The sequence below is a fragment of the Pseudoalteromonas sp. SWXJ133 genome (assembly GCF_015864365.1).
Lineage (GTDB): Bacteria > Pseudomonadota > Gammaproteobacteria > Enterobacterales > Alteromonadaceae > Pseudoalteromonas > Pseudoalteromonas arctica.
Map to the genome: position 1 here is coordinate 58,708 of NZ_JADYXJ010000004.1, position 25,451 is coordinate 84,158.

Sequence of the window (25,451 nt, forward strand, 5' to 3'; positions counted from 1 at the left end):
TTTGTTAAAGTTAAGCTCTTATCTTTTCTGTGAGCCAATTTGATGAAATATCTGCTCAGTAGCGCTATTATTTTACTATGTTTAGCCTGCGCTAAACTCATTATGCACTTTATTGGTGGAAGCTTTCCTGCACCGTTACTCGCTATGGTTATTTTATTAGTTTTACTCTTATCGGGTATTGTAAAAGAGCAACATGTAAAACCATGCGCCTCCCCTATTTTAAATATTATGCCTATATTTTTCATTCCTGCGGGTGTGGGATTTATTGAACATCTCGGCCTTATAAAGTCGCACTGGGCATTTTTAGCCTCAGTTGTGGTGCTAGTCCCTATAACTACCTTGTTGCTTGTTAGCAGTGTAATTGCGTACTTTAAGGGAAGAGAAAATAATGACTGATTTTACTTTTCCCGCTATTTCAGAGCTACAGCCTAATTTATGGTGGCTAAGTATTCCTTTTATTATTGTATTGTTTTTAGCACTAAGGGCCGTAAACCAAAGTATAAAAAACAGCGTATTTAAATCGCTCACTAACCCCGTATTTTTAAGTATTAGTATTATCGCTTTATTACTAATTAACCTAAATCTGCCTTATACGCAATTTGCCTCGCACAGCAAATTATTAAGCTGGTTATTAGAGCCCGCGATTGTGGCTTTAGCACTTCCTTTATATCAGCAGTTTACACACGTACGAAAAAATCTATTACTCATAGTCGCAACATGTAGCTTAGGTATTGTTAACGCAACCGTTGTCGCATTTTTGCTAAGCATATTATTTAATGCGCCTGCGCAGCTAAGTGCATCTGTTGCCGCACTCAGTGTCACAACCCCAATATCTTTAATTGTTACTGACTCATTAGGGGGGATTAGCTCTCTTGCTGCGGCTTTAGTTATTTTTATTGGTTTACTAGGCGCTTTATTTGGCTTTATGCTTTTTAAACTCATTAATATTTTTAATCACGAATCTCAAGGTGTTGCCATGGGCACAGCTTGTCATGCAATTGGGACTGCTGCTGCTATTGCTGAGCATCCAAAAGTAGGCGCTTACTCCTCAGTTGCAATGGCGCTAAGTGCTTTATTAACAGCAATTATAGTGCCGCTGTTATATCCATTTTTAGTCAACATTTTGCTATAGTTGGAAAAATACAACATAGCCCTAACATAGAGCGCTTTATGATCAGTTCTGAAATCGAACAGTTTGAAAAATATTACACCATGCTTACTGAGTATATGGTTACCTACAGTATGCAAATTGTTGGCGCTATTTTTATCGTCCTCATTGGTTTGTGGGTAGCACAAAAGCTTGCCAAATTTGTAGCCGCGTTAATGACCCGCCATAACGTTGACATTACGCTTACTAACTTTGTCAGTAGCGTGGTAAAAGTACTGCTAATTGTAATGGTTATAATTATTGCACTTGGCAAAATAGGTATCAGCGTTACGCCATTTGTAGCAGCCATTGGTGCTGCGTCTTTAGGTGCAGGTTTAGCATTGCAAGGAATGCTCTCTAACTATGGTGCAGGCCTTGCGATTATAGCCACTCGACCTTTTGTTGTTGGTGATACTATTGAAGTTAAAAATGTAAGCGGCCAAGTTAAAACTATTGAGCTTGGCTACACTATTTTAATCAATGAAGAAAAAGTAGAAATTACCATTCCAAATAAGCACATAGTAGGTGAAATACTTCATAACTCATTTAGTTACTCATTGGTCAAAGGTGAAATAGATATAGCCTATAGTGCTTGCTCTGATAACGCGATTAGTCTCATTGAGGACGTACTTAAAGCACATGAATTAGTTGCACAAAATCCGTTATCACAAGTGGGTATTGAACGTTTTGCCGATAGCGGTGTTACAATAAGCTACCGATATTGGGTGCCTACTACTAAAATTATCGAAACTAAGCTGGCTATTAACGGTGGTGTTTATAAAGCAATTAATAATGCTGATATTGAAATCCCATTCCCTCAACGCGTAGTTACCATAAATAAAAGCGATATAGAGTCATAAAACTCAGTGGGTAACTCAATATTGAATTACCCACATCAATAAACCACTTTTACTGCGTAAAAACTCTTTATCTGTTTGTTATTTTATCTGTAATATAAAGACTTGGTTAAAAAAGTCGGCAAATCACTCGCTTTAATTACATAATAACAATAATGAGCAATTATGAATCGCAGCCCTTTTTATTTAGGTGATTGGCAAGTCAACCCCCTGTCAAAGACTCTTCAGCGTGCAGAAAAAACTAAACAGTTAGAACCAAAAGCCATGGATGTATTAGTCCATCTGTGCTTACAAAAAGGCGAAATTGTTACGAGTGACGAGCTATTAGATCAATGCTGGAAAAATGTTGAGGTAGGCGATAACCCGCTGCATAAAACAATTACGCAGTTACGAAAAGCCCTTGGTGATAAAGCAAGTGAGCCCACCTACATAGAAACTATTCGCAAACGTGGTTACCGCGTTATTGCAAAACTAGAGTTTCCTCTAGCTGAAGACATAAAAACAACTGAAAACACATGGCAAGGAGGCTCTCCTTTTTTAGGATTAAGCGCCTACAACCCAAGCGATACACACCTATTTTTTGGCCGCAATCAATCTATAGAAACGTTACTCAATAGAATATCGAGCCAAGTTAAATTTGGTCGCGCGTTTTGTTTAATACTGGGTCCAAGTGGCACAGGTAAATCATCACTTGTTAATGCGGGTATATTGCCTAAATTACTTGATGAGCGAGGCTATAATGGCATTGGGGTTATTTCTTATAGCCAACTCGACTTTGCAGATGTTCATAAAAATAGACTTTTTTTAGATTTAGCTTCTACATTGCTTGATTGGGATATAAACGGCCTTCCTGTGTTTGAAGGATTAAGCGCGCAAACACTGGCAGAGCAACTAGAATTGACAATCGATGGCGTAATCAACTCCATACAAATTGCACTTAGCAAAGCCTCTACACAACTTAAAACACCACAGTTATTTTTATTTATTGACCGCTTAGAAGTACTGCTTTCTTCTCTTTTATTTAGTAGCGAAACACGCAGCCATTTTTTATCGGTTATTGAGCGCTTAGCAACCTCTAAAACAGTGATTGTATTTAGTGCGTGTCGTAACGACTTTTATCCTTTAGTGGTTGAACAACCCAGCCTAATGGCAGGTAAAGCTCATGGCGCACACTACGATTTAACACCACCAAACAGGCACGACCTACAACAAATTATTCGCCTGCCAACGTTAACCGCTAATTTAACATTCTCGAATGACCCAGAAACCCAAACGCCACTGGATGAAATACTTTGCGCCGATACAGCCAATAATCCCGACGCACTACCCATGCTGCAATACACACTGCAAGAGCTGTATTTGCAACGCAGTGATAATAACGAGCTACTACACAGTGTTTATACAAAACTAGGTGGTATTGAGGGCGCAATCGGTAAAAAAGCAGAAGATGTATTTATCAGCCTAAACAGCGAGCAACAGCAACAACTTAATAGCGTGTTATCGCAATTAGTGACCCTAAATCCTGATGGTAAAACCATTACGAGCCGAGCAGCACGTTGGCAAACATTAAATAATAAAAGCCAAAAAGAATTTGTGCAGGCCATGGTAGAAAGCCGTTTATTTGTATCACACTTACAAAATGGCGAAGCCTGTTTTAGTCTTGCTCACGAGGCACTATTACGCCAATGGCCTCGTGCAAAAAACTGGATTAATGACCATAAAGATGCACTAGCAATAAAAAGCCGCTTACAACACCAAGCACAAAACTGGATTAATGAAGGTAAAAGTAATGCTTACCTTTTGGCGCCGGGTAAACCACTGCAAGAAGTTATTTCACTACTCAACGATAATGTATTCGAGCTTGACGATAACGAACATGCACTTATTAAAAGATCCATTAAAAGCACTAAAACTAAAACAAACATAAAACGTGGCACAATATTTTTACTCTGTTTACTCACATTTATTGCGTTATTAATGAGTTTCACCAGTTTTAAAGCACAACAGCAGGCACAGCAAAAGCGACTTGAAGCAGAAAGCCTGCTTGGTTTTATGGTCGGTGATTTTGCCGATAAATTACGTAGCGTAAAGCGAATGGACTTACTTGACGGTATTAGTAATAAAGCACTTGAGTATTTTACTAATCAAACTGACGAATCAGGTTCACTTTTTAGCTTTAGCGATGATAAAGCACAATTTAACAACCGTTTTCAGTACGCACAAACTCTTGAAGCAATGGGAGAGGTAGCTTATTCACGCGGTAAAACCGACGAAGCCTTCACCGCCTTTGAAAATGCCCGCACCCGCCTTGAGGCATTATTAAAAATCCAGCCAAACAACTTAGAGCTACTCACGCTTGCGGGTGCCAATGCCTTTTGGTTAGGGCAGCTTAGTTACGATAAAAGTGATTACGCCGCCACTGAGCCATTATTTAAAAAGTACCACTCTTATAGCGAAAAAATGTATTCATTAGCACCCAATGATTTTAACTCGATTATGGAATTGTCATATTCACATAATTCACTGGGTTCTTTATACACAGAGAAATTTGACTATATAGCCGCGAAAAAAAGCTTTACAGAGTCACTTATGCTTAAGAATAGGGCCATTGAACTAAAACCGAATAGTAAAAATTTATTACGTGATAAAGCAGATACAATCAGTTGGCTTGCAAAAACTGAAGGTAACTTAGGTAACTTTAATGTCGCAATGAATATGCTGGAAAATGCAGTTTCTGTGGTGAAAGAAATGACTAATCACTACCCTGATGACGCCAGTCTTTTTTATATGTCAGCAAATATACATATGCAACAAAGTTATTTACTAAGTTATTTACCTGATAAAAAAATGGCCTATTTAAAAGCTCGCTTTGCGAATGAAATTATAAATGAGGCTTTAAAGCAAGATCCGGAAAATAATGAATTTCAACATATGTATTATCGCTCATTAGCGCAATTGATAATGTTGTCTTATGACAAAAAGATTGATTCAAGGACAGAAAAAATTATTAGCTTCTTAAAATCACAAGGTCTTAATAGTATCAATTCTATCAATACACAAATTAGTCTAATTCACTATTTTATTGACAGAAACTTCCCCCTTAAAGCGCAAGAGTTATTAACGACCCTTGAGAATGATGGCGAATATAAACGGTACATAACCAATAAAATGAAAAATAGAGATAACTTAGCCCCCATAAATATAAACCTACTCAAAGCTAAATTAGCTGCGACCAGTGAACAACGAGAGCAATTTTGCTTAAATGTGCTTAAAGCTATTACTAAAACAGTAAAAATAAACCAAAGTATTCACGTAAAGTACCCGCAGGTACAAGCGTATACCTGCTTAAACCGAGCAAACGAAATACCAACAATAACAGCAAGCCTGTTAAAACTAGGCATTACTGACTTTAAACTATAAAACTAAATACAAAGGAAATTACATGACTACAACTATAAACAAAGTCGACATTCAAGTGCATATTGAGTTTAACGATAAAAAAGAGGCTATTTTTAGCTACACAGAAAATGGCAAAGCCGTTGATGGCGGCGGTACAGTAAGAACCGAAACTGCAGGTACTTACACTTTAACTCCTGCTGCAGTTGGGCTAGGCTTTTTTTTCACAGGAGCTACAGTTACTGATAAAATAGGAACATGTGCCCAAGACTTCAGTTATGCACTTAGTGATAACCACCAAGCAATCACTATCACCGATACAGCAAAAAACTCAGGCACTGCGTGTTTAATATTTAACGTTGAATGTAATGATAAACCTTATTCAAGCCCTGACCCACAAGTTATAAATAAAAAAAAATTAATCAACAACGATTAATTATTGATTTTAAATTGCACTGGGCTGATTTATTCCTGTGCAATTTATTTAAACCAAAAAAATAAACAATAAGTAACAACAGCTTAGAAAGGAAGGTTACCGAAAGGTTTCAAACCCATAAATTAAATAAACTACTAGACATAAAGTTTCATTAAGAATAAAAATGAGCAACACCATGTCTAACAATAATGAAAATAGCAGAGCAAACAACACCGACAACGCTGTATCTGCATTAATCAGCAGCATTTCTAATACCGTTAACAATGAAAAAATAAGCGCAATTATTAATGTCACTAATGTCATGGCCGATGCTATTTTTATTGTTAATGCAGATGGAGTGTTTGAATCAGTAAATCCCGTTGCAGCTCGTTTTTTTAATGTTACGTCTGACTCATTAATAGGTAAAAAATGGCAAGATTGTTTACAAGAACAGTATCGCGATGACTATCAATACATGTTTGAAAGTTGGAAAAACAACTATCAAACACCACTCAATCATGGCCCTAAAGAAGTTAAAATAATAAAAAACAATGGTAACTGTTTAGATATAGAGCTCTCAATTTCTTGTATACCCGCATCAACCACAAACAATACCCCTCTATTTATTTGTATTATGCATGATATTTCCAAGCATGTTAAAAAGTATAAAGTACTCGAAAACATAGCCAAAATAGATCACCTTACAGGCGTCGCTAATCGCTGCACTTTAGAAAAGGCGATTATTAAAAATTGGCAAGAATGCATAGTAGACAAACAGCCTTTGAGTTTTATCTTGATCGATATTGATTTTTTTAAACTGTTTAATGATAATTTTGGTCATGTAAAGGGTGATAAATGTTTGCAAAAAGTAGCTCAAACAATTGAAGACTGCCTCCCCTCAAAAGATAGTTTAGTAGCACGCTATGGTGGTGAGGAGTTTGCTGTTGTATTACCCCGCTCACATGTCTCAAATGCAGAAATGATCGCAAAACGTATTCAAGAAAAAATACTCAACATTAATTTTAGAGATATTGGTTTGCCAGCGAATGTAAAGATAAGTGTAAGCCAGGGTTTAGCGTGTGAATACAATAATCAGTACAGAACATCTGAGGCATTAATATGCGCGGCTGATACGGCTTTATATAGAGCGAAGTCGGAAGGTCGTAATAAATTATGTATAAGGTGATGTACTAACTATTTGGTATAGCCTTTATCTACTAAAATAAAAAACCGCAATTGCGGTTTTTTATTACTTGAGAAAAGCTTAAATGTCGATTAGCAGCCCTTCGTCTTTTTTAATCTTTTCGATCACCATATAAGTATGATGAGTGCCCACGCCGGGAATATCGACTAAGTCGCCAAGAACTTGTCTATATTCTTCCATATTAGACACGCGGATTTTTAATAAATAGTCATAACCGCCTGCCACCATGTCGCATTCAACGACTTGTTGTATTCTTAGTATATGCTCTCTAAATACCTTAAATACTGCTGTATTTGAAGCAACAAGCGACACTTGAACATGTGCTACTAAGCTTTGATTAAGCTTTGCTTCGCTAAGCTTAGCGTAGTAGCCTTCGATATAGCCTTCTTGCTCTAATCGTTTTACACGATCAAGACACGGGCTTGCACTCAAATTAACCTGTTTTGCGAGGTTAACATTTGAAATTCTGCCGTTCTTTTGTAGAACGTCTAGTATGGCTAAATCAATACGATCTAGCATGCGTAATCTATTTGGAATTGTCATAACAGAATTTTATGCGGATAAGTTAAATTTATGCCCTGTAAATTATCGTAAAACGCGAAATTTAACCAGCATATTCTGCTGAAATTTAATTAGAATGCACTCACAATATCACTGGTAATTTATTGGTAATTAATTTTACTTTAATTCTTAACACTCCTGAGGGTTGCTTATGTTATTCAACGGCGATTTAACAACGATTTGTCCTATTAGACAAAGAATCCGTGACTTCTACCGCATAGATGAAAATGCGGTTATTGATCATATTTTACCGCTTGCAGAAGTAGGCGTAAAAGCACGAAGTCGTGCCTGGGAAAGAGCCCGCCAGATTGTTTTAAACATTCGTAAAGAGCAAGATGGGCAAGGCGGTGTTGATGCGCTTTTAAATGAATTTTCACTCTCTAGTGAAGAAGGCGTTGTATTAATGTGTTTGGCCGAAGCGCTGCTTCGCGTACCAGACAAAGCAACTCAAGATGTACTGATTCGTGACAAGTTAGCGAAAGGTGATTGGAGCTCTCATTTAGGCAGCAGCGATTCTTTATTCGTAAACGCGTCTTCTTGGGGATTATTAGTTACCGGTAAAATGGTTAACTACACAGACAAAACGAAAGAACAACAGTTCGGCATGCTTAAAAAGACCATTGGTCGTTTAGGTGAGCCAGTTATTCGTAAGTCTGTAAATTTTGCTATGAAAATTATGGGTAAGCAATTCGTTATGGGTCGTACCATTGACGAAGCAATTGAACGTGCTGCCGATACAGAGCAAAAAGGTTATGTATATTCTTACGATATGCTAGGCGAAGGCGCGCGCACAATGAAAGATGCGAAGCGTTACTTTGACAGCTACATGAATGCTATACACTCGATTGGTAAAGCGGCAAATGGTCGTGGTCCAATTAAGAGCCCTGGTATTTCAGTTAAGCTTTCTGCTATTCATCCACGTTATGAGTTCACTCATAAAGACCGTGTGATGGAAGAAATAGTCCCTAAGTTAAAAGAACTTGCGCTTGCTGCTAAGAAATACGATATCGGCTTTACCGTTGATGCTGAAGAAGCTGACCGTTTAGATATTTCATTAGATGTCATTGAAGCGGTATTTAGTGATGAAGATCTTGGTGATTGGCAAGGATTTGGCTTAGCGGTTCAAGCGTACCAAAAACGCGCTATTTTTGTAATTGAATGGCTAACAGACCTTGCAACCCGTGTTGGTCGTAAAATGATGGTACGTTTAGTTAAGGGCGCGTACTGGGATACTGAAATCAAAACCACACAACAAGATGGTTTAGAGCATTTCCCTGTATTTACTCGTAAAGCAACAACCGATGTTTCTTACAAAGCATGTGCAATTAAAATGCTTGAAGCGCGCGACGTACTTTATCCACAATTTGCTACACATAACGCTTACACTGCCGCGACTATTTTAGAAGTAGCGAAAGGCGACAACACCGGTTTTGAATTTCAACGTTTGCACGGTATGGGTGAATCATTATTCGACCAAATCGTTAACGAAGAAAAAATTCAATGTCGTGTATATGCCCCAGTTGGTCAACACGAAGACCTACTTGCTTACCTTGTTCGTCGTTTGTTAGAAAATGGTGCTAACTCATCATTTGTAAACGCGATTGTAGATACAACAAAACCTGTTGAATCATTACTACCAGACCCTGTAGAAACACTGCAAGGCCTGCGTAACAAGTACAATACGCAAATCAAAATGCCAATTGATTTATACGGTGAAGAACGTGCTAACTCTAAAGGCATGGATTTAACCGATATTAATGTTATTACCCCTTTCAAAGAGAATCTTGAAACATGGTTTAATGAGCACTTAATTGAGCAAAGCCAAGTACCAGAAGGCTCATTGGCTGTTAAAAACCCAGCAAATCACAAAGAAATCATCGGCCACGTTAAGTTACAAACTGGCGAAGAGATGAAAGTATTACTGGCTAACGCTGAAGCGGCACTTAAATCATGGTCACAAACACCAGTAAAAGAGCGAGCTAATTTACTGCGTCGCGTTGCTGACATTTTAGAGCGTCATCATGATGAACTAGTCGCTATCTGTATTAAAGAAGCGGGTAAAGTAGCGCAAGATGGTATTGATGAAGTACGTGAAGCGGTTGATTTTTGTCGTTACTACGCAGCGCGCGCTGAAGAGTTATCTAAAGATGAGCGTTTTGAAGCCCGTGGCGTTATTTTATGTATTAGTCCGTGGAACTTCCCGCTTGCAATATTCTTAGGTCAAGTTGCTGCTGCGATTGTTACAGGTAACACTGTAATTGCCAAGCCTGCTGAGCAAACAAGTTTAATCGCCCTTCGTGCCATTGAACTAATGCTATCTGTTGGTTTACCTGAGCACGTTGTTCAACCTGTTATTGCTCGTGGTTCTGAAGTAGGTAAAACAATTGTTCCTGATGAGCGCATTCAAGCGGTTATGTTTACAGGTTCTACTGAAACAGGCACATTAATTTCCCAAACACTTGCTGCACGTAACGATATTCAAGTACCGTTAATTGCAGAAACAGGTGGCCAAAACTGTATGATTGTTGACTCAACGGCGCTTCCTGAGCAAGTAGTTGACGATGTGATCAGTTCTGGTTTTCAAAGTGCTGGCCAACGTTGTTCTGCTCTTCGTGTTTTATTCATTCAAGATGACGTAGCAGATGGCATTATCGAAATGCTTAAAGGTGCTCTAGCTGAGTTACACATTGGCGATCCATCGTTACTATCAACTGATGTTGGTCCTGTAATTGATGAAAAAGCACTTAAAAACTTAAATGAACACGTTGAGTACTTAAAAGGTAATTCTATACTTCATTACGAATGTAAAATTCCTGATAATACTCAAAATGGCGCATACTTTTTTGCTCCTCGTTTATACGAAATCAAAGACTTATCAGTACTTAAACGTGAAGTATTTGGCCCATGTGTTCATATTGTTCGCTTTAAATCGAATGAACTTGATGATGTGATGGATCAAATAAATAACACGGGCTATGGTCTGACAATGGGTGTTCATTCACGTATTGAAGAGCGCTGTGAGTACCTTGCTAAAATGTCACGTGCAGGTAATGTTTACATTAACCGAAACATGATCGGTGCCATTGTTGGTGTGCAACCGTTTGGTGGCCGTGGTTTATCAGGTACTGGCCCTAAAGCCGGTGGCCCTAACTACCTACAACGTTTAGTAAAAGAAAAAGCATCACCAGATAACGTACAGATGACTAATCTAACGCCTGACGAACTTGATTTACACCACTACAGCGGTGCGAATGAGCAAGTTAAAAAGCTAATGATTAACTCAATGCGCGATGAGAAAATTTGGCGTGCAACACCACTGAATGACCGTGTTTCGGCTGTACGTCAGTTGCTTGCTAAAATCGCGACGGTAGAAATTATCGACGATTTAGCAGACGACTTAGCATTAACATTATCAGAAGCACGTGCACAGCTTAACCGCCTTGAAAAGCACATGCGTAAGTTTACTACCCTGCCCGGGCCAACGGGTGAGTCTAATACACTTCATCTAGAAGCACGTGGTTGTGTAGTGTGTTATGCAGATAAGAGCACATCATTTAACTTCTGGGCATTGTCTATCATTACTGCTATTGCCGCAGGTAACACCGTAATTACGGTAGCGTCTGAGTTATTTTATGATGAAGCCGTCGCTTTTAAAGATAAATTTATCTCTACAGGGGTTGCTGAAGGTGTTTTCCAGGTAGCTAAACCTAACCAGTTACAAGCTATTTTGGCTCACCCTCATTTAGCCGGTGCGGTAGTTGCTGCTCGCTCGTCTCGCTTAGGCTACTTTAGCCAGCAGCTTGCACAGCGTAAAGGTGCAATTTTACCAGTAATTAGCTCTGAGTATTACGATACGTTAATCAAACGTCTTATTACTGAAAAAACAATCAGTATTGATACAACAGCATCAGGTGGTAACACATCACTAATGACGCTTGTTGAAGACGATGAATAAGCGCTCTAATACTATTTAGCTTATTTTTTATAAAAGGCACTGAAAAAGTGCCTTTTTTATTAGATAAAAATGAATATATTTGTTAATTTAGAGAGAGATTAGCAACCGAAGTTGAAAAATTGAAAACTATTCCTATCTCAAAGCTACTACCTGGTATGTTTGTGCAAAGCGTTACGAAGCAAACAGGCTCTATTAAAGTCACAAATCAAGGCTGGGTTAAAACGCCTGAGAGTATCGATAAGCTTAAAAAGGCAGGAATTTTAGAGGTAATAATAGATCCCAATAAAACACTCATTGATACAGTCCTTGAAAAAGATCCAATCGCGATACCTCAAGAAAAAATAAAACGTGACCCTTGGCAAAAGACGCTGAGTAGCGAGCAAGAAATGGGGAAAGCAAAAAAGCTCTACGATGAAGCAAAAACACTACAACTAAAAGCATTTAAAGATATTGAAGCAGGCCGTAATATAGATATAGCTCCTTTTAGAGAGCTTGCGAGTGGCTTCATGGACTCTATTTTTAGAAATCAAGATGCGCTAGCATGTCTTACGCAAATGCGTCAAAAAGATGCTTATCTTCTAGAGCATTCTATTAATGTTTCGATTTTAATGAGTATTTTTGCAAAGCATTTAGGTATAGAAAAAGAAATTATAGAGCAGCTAACAACAGGAGCTCTTTTGCACGATATTGGTAAAATAAAAATCCCTGATGAAGTACTTAATAAGCCAGGTCGTTTTACTGAAGCTGAATTTGAAATAATGAAAAAACACTCTCTTTTTAGTAAGGAGATTTTAGAAGAGGCCGGCTTAACCGGTATTGCTGTTGATATAGCTGGTATGCATCATGAAAGATTGGATGGCAAAGGCTATCCGTTTGGTAAGAAAGGCGACGAGATAAGTCAGTACGTACGTATGGCGTCAATTGTAGATGTGTATGATGCACTTACAGCTGAACGCGTCTATAAAGCGGGTATGGAGCCAATTAAAGCATTCAAAATTTTAAAAGAGGGGTGTCCGGATAGTTTTGATACTGGTCTACTCACCAAGTTTATTCAATGTATTGGTATCCATCCTGTAGGGACGTTAGTTAAACTGTCTAGTCAAAAGGTGGGGTTAGTGATTGAAAGCAACCCAGCTAAGCCGTTAAAGCCGGTGGTTAAAGCATTCTATAGTGCTAAACATAGCCGCTATACGCAAATACAGAACATTGATTTATCAAGCAAAAAAAATTCAGATACGATTGAATGTGCTATTAAACCCAAAGAATATAATATTGATTTAGAGCGTTTTTACAAAAACTCTATTTTACCTTAGGCATATAAAGCTACTTCATTAAAATGATTAATTGTATATTGAAGTAGCCTCAATAATTTTTATTCAGGCCAGTCTTGTAGTGCTTTGAGACTAAATTCATAACCATCAAAATCAAGTACACTTTGCTCAGGTGTAATCTCTCTTACAGTTAGAACACCAATGCTCTCCCCTTCATGTAACTCTCGGCCATTTAGCTTGATCCAACGCTTATCAGCACTCGATGAATAAATATGCGCTTGATATTTAATACTAGGTAACATTGATTGCAAACCATCAGGTAGCAATTCTACAGGCTCAACACGTGATGACGTTTTTGATGCGTGGGTAACCTCATAATCTTGGTTTTTTTCGACATCTTGTATAGCTTGCGCAAATGCATTTTTAAGCGTTGTAGGCACTCCATCAAGCTCAGGGTCATCCGTCTGTTGAGATTGGGTGCTGCCATTAATTGGCTTACCCAGCACTTTATACTTACTCATATCTAATTGAGCTGATGCCGTATTTTGACTTTGATTTTGCCCAAATGCCGAAACGTTTTGTGTATTATTTGGATTATAATTATTTTGTGGATTAAATACTGGCTGATTATAACCTATTGCGCTCGTGACCTGACTCGATGGCATAGGGATATATTGCCCATTAGGCGTTAGTAACATTTGCTGTACACCATTAGGTGTTTGCACATGTACAATTTGCCCTTCAATCGTCGCAGTATTTGTTGGGGCCACTTTAGCGGGTTCTAACTTAGCTACTTGCTGATTTTCAGCTTCAGCATCTTCCTCTTTAACTTCTTTGTTAGGCGATGATTTTTCGCTTTCCACCACCTTAATTACAGCGGGTTCCGCTGCGTTTAATAAAGTAGTACTTTGAAACCACTTTCCGGCGGTAAAGCCACCAGCTACAGCAATAAAAGCAGCTAAGCTTGTACCAAATACTAATGCTAATCGTCTATAACGCTTAAGTGCTTGCTGTTGCTTTAACTGCTCAGATTGTAAGTCGTACTGTTCAGCACTCATATCTGATTGCTGCGACTGCTTTAGCGCATCTAATAAATAAGACATAACTTACCTAACTATAAAATAAATGAAAGCCCAATACCTACGGCAAATAAAGCAGCGAATGCAAGGCTATATGATACAAATGATGTTCCCTTGTTCGCTTCGTTAACCGGTGCTACAAAATCCATGGGTAATGACTCATGTGCTGATTTTTTTATTATATCGCTATCAACTATCAACTGCTGCTTTGCAAAAGTCCCAACTAAAGCACGCTCACATACCAAGTTCATTAATCTTGGCACACCGCCAGTTAATTGATGAACAGCTTGCATGGCATCCATCGAAAAAATTCCTTTATCACACCCTGCAACATGTAAACGGTGCTTTATGTAAGCAACTGTTTGGCCTTGCGTAAGTGGCAATAAATGATAACGAGCTGTTATTCTCTGGGCGAGTTGCCTTAATTCATTGCGTTTTAAAAGCTCTTGTAGCTCAGGTTGACCAACCAATACTATTTGTAATAATTTTTTATGATCGGTTTCTATATTTGTCAGCAAACGTAATTGCTCAAGCACGTTAGGGGCCAGTAATTGTGCTTCGTCAATAATAAGTATCGTGTGCCCGCCCGATTTATTATTAGTCTCTAAATGCTTTTTTATAATATCGGTAAGGCTTTTTAGCGTAGCATTACTGGCATCGTAATTAATGTCGAGCTCATCACAAATACTGGCTAATAACTCCAGCTCTGAAAGCGCTGGATTATGGATCATCGCTACTTGAGTGTTTTCAGGAAGCTGCTCTAACATACTGCGGGTAATTGTCGTTTTACCAGTACCTACTTCACCTGTTAATAATACAAAACCACCGTCTTCACCTAATCCATAGGTAAGGTGTGCTAAGGCTTCTTTATGTCGTTCACTTAAAAATAAGTAATGAGGGTTGGGCGAAATCGAAAAAGGTTTTTCGTTCAGGCCAAAATAGCTTAAATACACCGTGATGTTCCTTCGTAATTAAATCACGGCCTATAATGGCAAAAAAACGCGCTTAGTGACAACGTTGTAAGCGCTTTATTATTGAAATAACGTAAATTTATGTAAAACAAAAAAATGCAGCGGTTTAAAGCTGCACTTTCATCTATCTAATCTTAGTATGTACTTTATTCTTCGTAGCGAACTAACCGTAAATACACATTACTGGTTTTAGCATGCAAGCTATTCAACCCACTATCAAATTGATAAACCCACGCAGAGCTCATAGTGCTCACACCTGATGTATTTGACCAATAGTTTTGAAGCTTAGTGCCAAAAAACACCTCTTCATTAATACTCGGCTCGGTGCAACTGTGCTCTAAAATACTCGCCAGTTCTTTAATGTTAGGCATTTGCCAATCATAGTAATCTGCGGTTGTATCATTTTTAGCACCACGTAGTGCTTCTTGCCAAGTAAGAGAAGGTGTAGAGCCTTCACAAAGCTGCGTCTCTGTATTATAAGTTTGCCCATAACTACAGCGTTGCCACATTAAACCTGTTTCGGTATCAGACACGGTACCATCAGTATTTATTGTAAATCTATCTGTCGGTGTTGTGGTATCTACACCATCGTAGCAAGTTTGCGCCGCTGTAATATTAAAGCTCAAGCTTATAGTTGTTAGTGCATAGAGTAATTTCAATTTCATTATTTTCTCCTAACGGCTTCTAACTAAACGTACATAAGCGGCATTTTCTTTTGGATAAGCAAGGTCATTACCATCACTCATGTCAATAATGTACGCTTGCGATAAACTTGTACCATCGGCTGCAGTTTGCGAGGTCCAATAAGGTAAATTAACGCTGTTTATTGCACCAGAGACAGGGATATTAGGAAAGAAACTTTCATCTATTAATACTCTTTGTCCTTGCTTACCATAATCAATTAGGCCTAGCAGTTCATTATAAGTAGGTACTCGCCAATTTGTACCTCCACAAAAATCAAGCGCATTAACTTCATCAATATAAGTTCGTAAACCACAGTCCGTATTACTAGGACAAGTTGTATTTGCCCCACCTGCAGTTGTAACTCCTGACGTTGTATCTCCTATATCCCAAATATAATGATTTTGTCCATCTCGCAAAACCGTACTTGGCACTACACCCGATGCAGCACTTTTTACTTCCCAAACTAAACCAGTTAGATTATCGCGAATACAGGTAAAGTCACTACTATCATCACCAACTTCATCAGCAAATTCATTTAGTTTTGTGTAATCGAATGCTAAATTACCTTTCCCTGCTTTTTCAAGGTCATTGGCGTAACTATCACGGCCTAGTTCAGCATCTTGTGCTGGGAAGTCTTCGTCACCGCAATTAATACGTTGCGCGTTATTAAAGCACTCGCCAACACCACTGTCGTTTATAAGCCCGAGTGCTTTTGGTGATACATCAATAAATAAAGAGTCTGTATCGTTACGCCCTTTTGAGTCAGTTACCGTTACTTCAAAGCTCAATGTGGTTTGTGTATCTACATCAGAGGCAATAAATGTCGCTGTACATTGGTCACTATTGATTAATGTTTCAGCATTACCGGTAAGTTGTTGCCATTTACACTGATAGGTATCGGTAACAGTTTCGCTATTAGTTGCATCAAGCGTTACTTGTTCAAACTCTTCGACATTTTTATCAGCGCCCGCATTTGCATCCACTAACTCATTTGTTTTGTTAAGGGTCATTGAATATTGAGTACTCGCCTCACCACCTTCATCATCAGTGACCGTTAGCTGCCAAGATAAATTTGCGTTACTTTCAAGCAATGGATGAGAAAAGCTAAGAGTTGACTCATTAAAGCTGGCAATATCTAAATCAGGACCTGATAGCAGTTGCCACAAATAACTATCAATTTGGCCATTATCATCAGGATCGCTCGACTCAAGGCCGCTCAAAGTCACTGTATCTTTGTATACAGAAGGAAGTGTTTCAGGAGATGTTTGGGTAACAACAACAAGTGGGAGTTGATTATTAGAGCTCACTAAAATAGAAATATCGTCACTAACAGCGCTACTACCCGTACTTTGATAGCTTACTCTTAAGATTATTACACTGTCAGTTTTCACATCAGGTGCTTTCAATGTTTGCTCAGCGCCATCAAGCACAAAGCCATCTAAGCTTGGGCCGCTAACTTGCTGCCATGTGAACGTACCATCAGCGGGGGAACCTTGTGCTGTGATAATAAATTCGCTTTTTTCAGTGATTTGTAAATCAATACCAGCATTAACAGACGTTTCTACAACTGTATTATTGCTATCACCACCACCGCCACATGCACTCAGTAAACCACAAAAAATGAGAGAAATTGAAGTAAACGCTTTCATACGCAACACCTTGTTATGTCAAATAATTACTATGGCGTAATTATAAGCAATAAAGGTGCCATCAAAGCGTTACATGTAGGCATCTTGATGGATACGCACAAATAGCTTTGTGCCTACCTTGCTGTAGTCAACTTTATACTCTCGCCCATCTAAAGCTTGAATAAAAAGCAACTGTTTCTCTTCTCCAAATACATCGGCGCTAGCCACATGAACCAGTTCTAGGTAGCGTTCTTTTGCATCGCGACGGTTCTTAGGAAGTTCTTCTTTAAAAGGCTCTAAACCATGTTGCGTTACTTTAATTCGAGGATGAATTTCAGAGTTTATAATTACTAAATCATGCTTTCTATCTTTATGTATTATGGTGTTTCTACCACTTTTTAAAAAGGCTCTGTCTTGGCTCATTTTCTTTCCTACAGCCGCAGCTTAATTATTAATTTGCGACGCTATAAACTGACTAGGTTCGCGCTTCCACTTATTTAAGTTAGCACTGAATACCCAAATATCTCTATCTAACACACTGGCTGGTAATAATAAATCGTAACCGGTTAACAGTTGAAGGTGCTTAGTCCTGTTAGCAAACATAGCTATAAGCCCAGTATAGCTTATCCCTTTATGGGATGTATAATGTGTATCTTCTATTAGCCATTCTGATGGGCAATTACCATATTTGCAATGTTTTTGAACAACTTGCATAAATAAGTTGCGCTGCTCTATTAATAACTTTCCGGCAATTCGAGGCGCTATACTTGTTAAAAAGTCATCTATGTCGTTTACCTTAACACCAACCGCATTTAATTCTAAATAATCAAAGCCATCTTCTACTTTGGGTATACCACTGTGATGAAAGTTACTGTGAGGCATACACCAAGCTCCGTACTTATGGCAATAAATGAGCTCAGATTCACTTAATATAAGGCTATGATATGGCTCTTGGGTTTTTAAAAAGCCAATAAAGATAGCAGCAAGGCACAAACTCACTAAAAAAACTTCAAGGATACTGATCTCCCCTGGCCTTAGTAAATTAAATAGCATAATAAAGACTAAGCCTATTGCACCTGCAATAAGCACCTCAATTGCGTTTCGCGCACCTTGTGCCCGAAACTTAATGACATTGTTAGATTTATCCATGTTGGTAAAACATCATATAAAAAACAAACATAATAATAGCCCAAATTATGAGTTTTCTTGTTGTTATACATAAGTTACAGGTGGTTTTAAATTTCATACATTACCGCTTTTTCCTCAACAAAATAGGAACAATGAATAAATCTTATTTACTTTTACGCTTAACGCACAAATTTATGAGACACATAACCGCCTTTTCCCGGTCTTATTTCGTACAATACATATAATTAATTTTCAGGTATGAAAACGATGTACTCAAGACAGTCAGGTAAAGCACTTTTTCCATTTATTATTACGTTACTACTAATATTTAGCGTTTATTTATATTTACCCGCTAGCCACGGCGAACAAGCCGATTTATCACAAATGTCTACTCAAGTAACAGCTCATACTGTTACTTCTCAGGAAAACGCAGTGATGATAGAAGCGATCGGTAGCGCGCGTGCAAACCAAGCAATCTATATAAAAAGTGCGCAAAACGATTATGTCACAGATATATATTTTAAAGACGGCGACTTAGTCAGTAAAGGACAAAAGTTAGTACAGTTACAGAGCCAACAAGAACAGCTTGCAGTTAAAGAACTTGGCATCAACTTACGTGAAGAACAACGCCAGTTAGATCGCCTTACCGAACTTTCACGCTCGCAATCAACGGCAAAGTCGTTACTTGAGGAGCAGTTATCTCGTGTTGATGCCACTGAAGCTCAACTAGAAAGCGCTAAAACTAAATTAAACGAAATGACTATTAGTGCGCCCTTTTCAGGCCTGTTAGGTAAGCGTGAAATATCAATAGGTGCCTACGTAAGTAATACAACAATAATCACAACACTTGATGATATTAGTATTATTAAAGTTGACTTTAAAGTACCTGAAAAATATTTAGCACAATTAAATATGGGCATGAAAGTGCTTACGCAAAACGATGCCTATCCGGGGCAAACATTTAACGGCAAGGTAACGCATATTAGCTCGCGTATTGATTCGGTAACACGCAGTGTTGAAGTAACAGCAAGTTTTGCTAATAAATCAGGATTACTTCGCCCTGGTATGTTACTAAATACAGCACTTGAGCTAAGCAGCAACCAAGCTTTAATGGTGCCAGAAAAAGCGGTTATACCTTTGCAAGACAAACACTTTGTTTTTCAAATTCAAGATGGGATAGCTAATAGAATTGAAGTGCATGTTGCTAGCAGAAATAATGGCTGGGTTGCTATCGACGAAGGCCTAACTGATGGCGAGCAAATTGTTACTGAGGGGCTAATAAAAATTCGCTCTGGAAGTAAAGTAAGCGTAAAGGGGTAATACGTGAAAATTACTGATACTAGCGTTAAACGCCCCGTTTTTGCCATAGTAATTAATTTACTGCTTCTTACTTTTGGACTGGTTGCGTTTACTATGCTGCCACTTCGTGAATACCCGGATATTGAAACGCCGATTGTAAATATCAGCACTGAATACACAGGTGCTTCTGCCGAAATTATAGAAACCAAAATAACGCAAATAATAGAAAATCGAATTTCGGGTATTGAAGGTATTAAAAGTATTGACTCATCGAGTCGTAATGGGCGTTCAAACATTACCATTGAGTTTGATATTAACCGTGATATAGATGCAGCATCTAACGATGTACGCGAACGTGTAGCACGTGCACTTGATAGTTTGCCTGATCAGGTACGCCCGCCAGAAGTATCTAAATCAAATAGTGATGAAAGCCCTATTGCATGGTTTGTATTAAACAGCGAAACAATGGACTCGTTACAGCTATCTGATTACGCGCAGCGTTTCATTGTTGATCGTTTAGCTGTGGTAGATGGCGTATCTAATGTGCGTATTGGTGGTGAGCGTCAATACGCCATGAAAATTTGGCTAAACCGTCAAGCAATGGCTGCACGCGGTATTACTTCAAGCGATATTGAAAATACACTGCGTACAGAAAACGTTGAACTACCCGCCGGCGAAATAGAATCAATAGATCGTGACTTTACCGTGCGTACTGCTCGTAGTTATAAAGATCAGCGCGATTTTAAGAATCTGGTAATTAAACGTGGTGATGAAGGTTACTTAGTACGTTTAGGTGAAGTTGCCGATGTACGTTTAGAAGCTGCCGATGACGAAAGCTTATTTCGTGGTAACGGGCGTAATATGATTGGCTTAGGTATTGTAAAACAAGCTAAAGCAAACACACTAACCGTAGTAGATAACGCACGCAGCGAACTTGAAAAAATCAAACGCAACCTACCTGAAGGCACCACAATTCAAGACAGCTACGATTCATCTGTATTCATTAAAGAGTCTATTAATGAAGTTTACAGCACACTTGCCATCTCTATGGGTTTAGTCGTACTCGTTATATTTTTGTTTTTAGGCAATATACGAGCAACGCTTATTCCTGCGGTCACCGTACCGGTCGCACTTGTTGGTAGCTTTATGTTTTTATTGGCAATGGGCTACTCAATTAACTTACTAACTTTACTTGCCTTAGTACTGGCCATTGGTTTAGTAGTAGATGATGCCATTGTAATGCTTGAAAACATTCACCGCCGTATTGAACTGGGTGAGCCGCCGTTACTAGCTGCATTTAGAGGCGCGCGTGAAGTAGGTTTTGCCATAGTAGCAACCACTCTTGTACTTATATCTGTGTTTGTGCCATTAGTATTTATGGATGGTCGTATAGGTGCATTATTTACTGAGTTTGCTATGGCGGTAAGTGCTGCCGTATTTTTCTCAAGTGTTACAGCGCTTACTCTCGCACCAGCCTTGTGCTCAAAAGTACTTAAAGTATCAGACAAACCAAATAAATTTAGCCAATGGATGGACCGTCAATTTACTAAAATTGAAATAAGTTACCGTAATTCACTCTCCACTAACATAACCCGTAAATGGGGCTTAATGGTGAGCTTATTATTAGCTGGCTTTGTTAGTTACTCATTGTTCTTACAAGTTCCTTCTGAGCTAACGCCAAAAGAAGACCGTGGTACATTCTTTATTATGATGAGCGGCCCAGAAGGCGCAAGTTACGAGAACAATGCTGCTAATATGGCTAAAATTGAAGAGCGCTTAATGCCTTATTCGCAAGCTGGTGAGCTAAGTCGCGTACTTGTTCGAGTACCTGGTTGGGGTGGCAGCGGCGGTGTTGCGATTGTGGGTATGGCCGATTGGGATAAACGCAAACGCTCAACATGGGAAGTAATGGATGAAATAAGCGGTAAAATGCAGGAAGTTACCGATGTTCGTGCATTTGCCATTATGCGCCGTGGTATTGGCGGTGGTGGCTCATCTCGCCCTATTGAGTTTGTATTGCAAGGTAATGATTATGCACAACTAGCCGATTGGCGTGACCGTATAATAAAGCGTGCTGAACAAAACCCTGGTTTAGTAAGAATCGATCATGATTATAAAGAAACCTTCCCGCAGTTTTTAGTCAGCATAGATAAAAACAAGGCTGCTGATTTAGGCGTTTCGGTATCTGATGTAGGCCGTACACTAGAAACAATGTTGGGTCAGCGCCGTGTTACGACCTTTATTGACCGTGGTGAAGAATATGATGTGATTTTAAAAGGGACAAAAGAAGATTTTACCAATCCTACTGATATTTCAAATATATACCTTAAATCACGAAGCGGTGAACTAGTTCCACTTGATAGCCTTATCAGCTTAAAAGAAGAAGCAACCGCATCGCGCTTAAACCGTTACAACCGTATGCGCGCAATTACATTAAGCGCCAACTTAGCCGACGGTTATACACTTGAGCAAGCGCTTAACTTTTTAAACGAAGTAGCCGCGCAAGAAAACGATATAGATGGCGCAGTAGATTACAAAGGTGAATCGCAGCTTTATTACGAAGGCGCATCAGCGATGACCTACGTATTTATACTTGCACTCACCGTTACCTTCTTGGTACTTGCTGCACAATTTGAAAGCTTTATGCACCCATTTGTAATTATGCTTACCGTACCGCTTGGTTTAATGGGTGCTATGTTTGGGCTTTGGGCTACAGGACTTACCTTAAATATTTACAGCCAAATAGGTATTGTCATGCTCATAGGCTTAAGTGCTAAAAATGGTATTTTGATTGTGGAATTTACTAACCAATTACGCGATAAAGGCGTTGAGTTTAGTGAAGCAATACTACAAGCTGCTACCCAGCGCCTTCGCCCAATAATAATGACCTCACTAACAACCGTTATGAGCTCTGTTCCTTTGGTTTTTGCCTCTGGCCCCGGCGCCGAAAGCCGTATGGTAATTGGTGTAGTTGTGTTTACAGGGGTTATTGTATCTACCCTGCTGACTCTTTTTGTTGTACCTGCTGCGTATTATGCTCTATCGAAAAATACACAGTCACCTGAGTTTTTACAACAAAAGCTGAATAAACAAGCTGCTGATAAACCTTTCGAAGAGATCTAATCTCTTTATTGCGCCGTAACCTTGTTGTTGCGGCGCATACAATTTATGCTCGCCTTTAAACTCCATATACATTTTAGGAATACTTATGAGCTCAACAACGCAAGTAGCAACATTTGGTGGCGGCTGTTTTTGGTGTATAGATGCAGCATTTAGACGTGTAAATGGCGTATTGGATGTGAGTTCTGGCTATACCGGTGGCGAAACCGACACCCCTACCTATAATTCTGTATGCTCTGGCAAAACCGGGCACGCTGAGGTTGTTAAAATTGAATTTGATACTACTGTAGTTAGCTTTGAAACACTGCTAGCAATGTTTTTCACTTTGCATGATGCAACACAATTGAATCGCCAAGGTAACGATATAGGCACACAGTATAGAAGCGTTGTTTATTATCACGATGAAGCTCAACTAAAGCAAACCAATGAAATGATAGCTCAACTGCAAAGCCATGTGAGTGAGCCAATTGTGACAGAAGTCAGCCCTGCCACTACGTATTATCCAGCAGAGCATTATCATCAAGATTACTATAACGAAAACCCACAGCAGGGTTACTGTAGTATTTTAATAGCACCTAAATTACATAAGTTTGCAACCGTATTTAAAGAGTTCTTAGCTGATTAATACCAATCAGCATAAGTATAGAAGCTATTTAACGATAATAAAATTGCGCTCTAACTAGGCAAAAATTTTATATCTAGTGGTTCTAAATAAAAATTTATAACGACGTTAGCGTATGATTTAATCGGTTAAACTGTTTAGAGGTCTATGCAAATTGGTATAACTTAAAAGTAAACAGAAAATGCAAAAAGCCCGATAACTTATCGGGCTTTTGTATTTTTTATAACTAAATAATAAACTTAGAACTGGTAGCTAATCCCAGCAAATACTTGTCTGCTGGGTGCGCTGTAACCTAAAAGCTCACCACTTGCGGCAAAGCCAATACCCGCAGTGAAGTACTCTTTATCAGTTAAGTTTTCAATACGTGCATGTAGCGCTAGATTATCTAAAAGCTGATAGTTAGCAGCAATATTAAACACAGTAAACGCTGCAATTTCTGTATCGTAGTATGAAATTGAATCGCGAGATGAGCGATATAGCATGGTTAGATTGGCGTCAAAATATCCCCAACTTTTAGTAAGTGTATAATTAAATGCTTCAGATGGACGACGCGCTAACTCTTTACCCGTAGTTTCATCTTCTGTATCTAAGAAACTTAAGTTAGCGTTATGTTCAAATCCTAATGCGCTAAACTCAGCACTAATTTCAACCCCTTGCATAGACACACGCGCAACATTTGAAGGGACATATTTTCCCAAATTAGCGTCATATTGGTTTTCAATTAAGTTTGTAATATTATTATCAAAAATAGTAATATCGTAACGACCCCATTTTGTTGTAAGCGTAATGCCCAGCTCATTATTCACAGCCTCTTCGGGCTTAATATCGCTGTTACCTACATAATAGAGGCTATTCGTTACAAACGCGTTCACCAATGATGGTGCTCTAAATGCTGTACCGTGACTTGCACGAACACTAATATATTTATTAGCTTTATAACCAACACCTGTGCTATATGTATTAGCGCGACCGTGGTAATCGTAATCATCGGTTCTAATAACAGCACTAGCAAGCCATATGTCATCGTCATAAAAAGCACCAATAAATAATGCTTTATTATCGCGTTTTTCATGTAATGAAGTTGCTGTAGAACCGGATAAATCTTCTTGTAATAAATTAACACCGCCACTTAATTCTAGTGTTTGAGTTAAAGTATATAGACCACGATATTCTGCTTCAAAACGTTCAGTACTATAAAAAGTATTTACTGCAGTCCCTGTTTGCTCATTTTCTTCTTGCGATAAACTGACTGAAACACCTTGATTATAATTTTGAGAGCTTTTTTCCCAACCTAATTTAGCTATATAGTTTTCAAAATCATAAGCGTCGCTAGAGTATGCCGAGTCGTATTCACCCTCACCTTCACTATACTGTGCTTGTGCGCTAAATTGACCCAAATCTTCAGTATGATAGCTTAAGTTAAAACCAATATTTTTATTTCTATAGCCATCATCATCATGATCTTTAGTAATTGCAGCAGTAGGGTCTTTTTCAGTAACATCAAAGCCATCTGTTTCTTCATAACCTGCATTGTATTTAAAGCTCAACGCATCTTTAGCTACCCCACCTGCTAGCTGATAGTTTGAGTAACTATTGCTACCAAATGTTGCAGATAAGGTATTATTAATTGCATCACGAGTAATGATGTTAATAACCCCTGCGATTGCATCTGAACCATAAATGGCCGCGCGAGCACCTTTGATAACTTCGATACGTTCAATGCTATTAACAGGGATATTAGTAAGCGACACACTCCCCGAAGTCGCATCACTTATCCTAACACCATCCACCAAAACCAATGTGTATTTTGCCGACGCGCCACGTACAAATACATCCGCTTTTTGCCCAAAGCCCCCATTACTTACAATATCAAGACCAACAACTGTATTTAAAAGAGAGGGTAAGTCGCGTACGTTGCTTGCTTCTATTTCTGCACGCTCAATAACATTTACACTTGCTAAAACGTCATTGATTGATTGCTCAAATTTATTAGCTGTAACGGTTATTTTTTCAATTGATTGCTCTGCGCCAGACACAGAAAATGAAAGCGCAGCAGAAATAGCAACGCCTAAAGTTGTTTTGTTTAACATGATGTCCCCTACCTTTGCCCACCG

Annotated in this window: 19 protein-coding genes; 11 read left to right on the forward strand and 8 right to left on the reverse strand. The window is 38.7% G+C overall.

The genetic code is table 11. The features are described from left to right. Window positions 1-42: 42 nt before the first annotated feature. The 6 genes from I6F40_RS04360 (at window position 43) to I6F40_RS04385 (ending at window position 7,001) form a co-directional block, all read left to right on the forward strand. Entirely contained in the window at window positions 43-396 is a 354-nt protein-coding gene (locus I6F40_RS04360) for a CidA/LrgA family protein (protein ID WP_010553207.1), read from the forward strand. Next, window positions 389-1,132 (forward strand): LrgB family protein, encoded by a 744-nt coding sequence (locus I6F40_RS04365; protein WP_197192538.1) that lies wholly within the window; start codon window positions 389-391, stop codon window positions 1,130-1,132. Before I6F40_RS04360 ends, I6F40_RS04365 begins: the two co-directional genes overlap by 8 nt. Window positions 1,133-1,170: 38 nt before the next feature. After that, a complete protein-coding gene (locus tag I6F40_RS04370) occupies window positions 1,171-2,007 on the forward strand; it encodes a mechanosensitive ion channel family protein (protein WP_197192539.1) in 837 nt (278 codons plus the stop codon). A gap of 162 nt (window positions 2,008-2,169) precedes the next feature. Continuing rightward, entirely contained in the window at window positions 2,170-5,424 is a 3,255-nt protein-coding gene (locus I6F40_RS04375) for an nSTAND1 domain-containing NTPase (protein WP_197192540.1), read from the forward strand. A 22-nt stretch (window positions 5,425-5,446) separates the two neighbouring features. Then, window positions 5,447-5,836 (forward strand): DP-EP family protein, encoded by a 390-nt coding sequence (locus tag I6F40_RS04380; protein WP_166377285.1) that lies wholly within the window; start codon window positions 5,447-5,449, stop codon window positions 5,834-5,836. A 175-nt stretch (window positions 5,837-6,011) separates the two neighbouring features. Beyond that, window positions 6,012-7,001, forward strand: a complete 990-nt coding sequence (locus I6F40_RS04385) for a sensor domain-containing diguanylate cyclase (protein ID WP_197192541.1) — start codon at window positions 6,012-6,014, stop codon at window positions 6,999-7,001. Between the two features lie 78 nt (window positions 7,002-7,079). Here I6F40_RS04385 and I6F40_RS04390 read toward each other — a convergent pair whose 3' ends face one another. Beyond that, a complete protein-coding gene (locus I6F40_RS04390) occupies window positions 7,080-7,562 on the reverse strand; it encodes a winged helix-turn-helix transcriptional regulator (RefSeq protein ID WP_024590009.1) in 483 nt (160 codons plus the stop codon). A gap of 169 nt (window positions 7,563-7,731) precedes the next feature. Between I6F40_RS04390 and putA the strand changes: the two genes are divergently transcribed. Then, a complete protein-coding gene (gene putA, locus I6F40_RS04395; protein ID WP_166377289.1) occupies window positions 7,732-11,535 on the forward strand; it encodes a bifunctional proline dehydrogenase/L-glutamate gamma-semialdehyde dehydrogenase PutA in 3,804 nt (1,267 codons plus the stop codon). A gap of 119 nt (window positions 11,536-11,654) precedes the next feature. Then, entirely contained in the window at window positions 11,655-12,848 is a 1,194-nt protein-coding gene (locus I6F40_RS04400) for an HD-GYP domain-containing protein (protein ID WP_166377291.1), read from the forward strand. A 59-nt stretch (window positions 12,849-12,907) separates the two neighbouring features. Here I6F40_RS04400 and I6F40_RS04405 read toward each other — a convergent pair whose 3' ends face one another. The 6 genes from I6F40_RS04405 to I6F40_RS04430 form a co-directional block, all read right to left on the reverse strand. Next, window positions 12,908-13,909 (reverse strand): general secretion pathway protein GspB, encoded by a 1,002-nt coding sequence (locus I6F40_RS04405; protein WP_166377293.1) that lies wholly within the window; start codon window positions 13,907-13,909, stop codon window positions 12,908-12,910. Window positions 13,910-13,920: 11 nt separating this feature from the next. Continuing rightward, window positions 13,921-14,838 (reverse strand): ExeA family protein, encoded by a 918-nt coding sequence (locus tag I6F40_RS04410; protein ID WP_166377295.1) that lies wholly within the window; start codon window positions 14,836-14,838, stop codon window positions 13,921-13,923. A 164-nt stretch (window positions 14,839-15,002) separates the two neighbouring features. Continuing rightward, window positions 15,003-15,521 (reverse strand): Lcl C-terminal domain-containing protein, encoded by a 519-nt coding sequence (locus tag I6F40_RS04415; protein ID WP_166377297.1) that lies wholly within the window; start codon window positions 15,519-15,521, stop codon window positions 15,003-15,005. Window positions 15,522-15,530: 9 nt separating this feature from the next. Further along, complete coding sequence (locus tag I6F40_RS04420) at window positions 15,531-17,189, reverse strand: Lcl C-terminal domain-containing protein (protein ID WP_197192542.1); 1,659 nt, start codon at window positions 17,187-17,189, stop codon at window positions 15,531-15,533. A 69-nt stretch (window positions 17,190-17,258) separates the two neighbouring features. Further along, window positions 17,259-17,591, reverse strand: coding sequence for a hypothetical protein (locus I6F40_RS04425; RefSeq protein WP_166377301.1), 333 nt, complete (start codon window positions 17,589-17,591; stop codon window positions 17,259-17,261). Between the two features lie 21 nt (window positions 17,592-17,612). Beyond that, on the reverse strand, window positions 17,613-18,317 hold the full coding sequence (locus I6F40_RS04430; RefSeq protein WP_166377303.1) for a DUF2982 domain-containing protein: 705 nt from the start codon (window positions 18,315-18,317) through the stop codon (window positions 17,613-17,615). A gap of 246 nt (window positions 18,318-18,563) precedes the next feature. Between I6F40_RS04430 and I6F40_RS04435 the strand changes: the two genes are divergently transcribed. From I6F40_RS04435 to msrA, 3 genes are all read left to right on the forward strand, one after another. Continuing rightward, window positions 18,564-19,616: an efflux RND transporter periplasmic adaptor subunit gene (locus I6F40_RS04435; RefSeq protein WP_166377306.1), complete on the forward strand. Its 1,053-nt coding sequence runs from the start codon at window positions 18,564-18,566 to the stop codon at window positions 19,614-19,616. Window positions 19,617-19,619: 3 nt separating this feature from the next. Continuing rightward, entirely contained in the window at window positions 19,620-22,718 is a 3,099-nt protein-coding gene (locus I6F40_RS04440; RefSeq protein ID WP_166377308.1) for an efflux RND transporter permease subunit, read from the forward strand. A gap of 85 nt (window positions 22,719-22,803) precedes the next feature. Beyond that, window positions 22,804-23,340, forward strand: coding sequence for a peptide-methionine (S)-S-oxide reductase MsrA (gene msrA, locus I6F40_RS04445; RefSeq protein WP_166377310.1), 537 nt, complete (start codon window positions 22,804-22,806; stop codon window positions 23,338-23,340). A 236-nt stretch (window positions 23,341-23,576) separates the two neighbouring features. Here msrA and I6F40_RS04450 read toward each other — a convergent pair whose 3' ends face one another. Then, the gene (locus I6F40_RS04450) at window positions 23,577-25,427 is read right to left on the reverse strand and encodes a TonB-dependent receptor domain-containing protein (protein ID WP_166377312.1); all 1,851 of its coding nucleotides are present in this window, start codon (window positions 25,425-25,427) and stop codon (window positions 23,577-23,579) included. Between the last annotated feature and the right edge of the window lie 24 nt (window positions 25,428-25,451).

Excerpts from the sequence above, each read along its gene's own strand:
- I6F40_RS04435 (WP_166377306.1), top strand. The coding sequence starts at position 18,564 with ATGTACTCAAGACAGTCAGGTAAAGCACTTTTTCCATTTATTATTACG.
- I6F40_RS04365 (WP_197192538.1), top strand. The coding sequence starts at position 389 with ATGACTGATTTTACTTTTCCCGCTATTTCAGAGCTACAGCCTAATTTA.
- putA (WP_166377289.1), top strand. The coding sequence starts at position 7,732 with ATGTTATTCAACGGCGATTTAACAACGATTTGTCCTATTAGACAAAGA.
- I6F40_RS04390 (WP_024590009.1), bottom strand. The coding sequence starts at position 7,562 with ATGACAATTCCAAATAGATTACGCATGCTAGATCGTATTGATTTAGCC.
- I6F40_RS04420 (WP_197192542.1), bottom strand. The coding sequence starts at position 17,189 with ATGAAAGCGTTTACTTCAATTTCTCTCATTTTTTGTGGTTTACTGAGT.
- I6F40_RS04370 (WP_197192539.1), top strand. The coding sequence starts at position 1,171 with ATGATCAGTTCTGAAATCGAACAGTTTGAAAAATATTACACCATGCTT.
- I6F40_RS04360 (WP_010553207.1), top strand. The coding sequence starts at position 43 with ATGAAATATCTGCTCAGTAGCGCTATTATTTTACTATGTTTAGCCTGC.
- I6F40_RS04430 (WP_166377303.1), bottom strand. The coding sequence starts at position 18,317 with ATGGATAAATCTAACAATGTCATTAAGTTTCGGGCACAAGGTGCGCGA.
- I6F40_RS04425 (WP_166377301.1), bottom strand. The coding sequence starts at position 17,591 with ATGAGCCAAGACAGAGCCTTTTTAAAAAGTGGTAGAAACACCATAATA.
- msrA (WP_166377310.1), top strand. The coding sequence starts at position 22,804 with ATGAGCTCAACAACGCAAGTAGCAACATTTGGTGGCGGCTGTTTTTGG.
- I6F40_RS04380 (WP_166377285.1), top strand. The coding sequence starts at position 5,447 with ATGACTACAACTATAAACAAAGTCGACATTCAAGTGCATATTGAGTTT.
- I6F40_RS04385 (WP_197192541.1), top strand. The coding sequence starts at position 6,012 with ATGTCTAACAATAATGAAAATAGCAGAGCAAACAACACCGACAACGCT.
- I6F40_RS04415 (WP_166377297.1), bottom strand. The coding sequence starts at position 15,521 with ATGAAATTGAAATTACTCTATGCACTAACAACTATAAGCTTGAGCTTT.
- I6F40_RS04375 (WP_197192540.1), top strand. The coding sequence starts at position 2,170 with ATGAATCGCAGCCCTTTTTATTTAGGTGATTGGCAAGTCAACCCCCTG.
- I6F40_RS04405 (WP_166377293.1), bottom strand. The coding sequence starts at position 13,909 with ATGTCTTATTTATTAGATGCGCTAAAGCAGTCGCAGCAATCAGATATG.
- I6F40_RS04450 (WP_166377312.1), bottom strand. The coding sequence starts at position 25,427 with ATGTTAAACAAAACAACTTTAGGCGTTGCTATTTCTGCTGCGCTTTCA.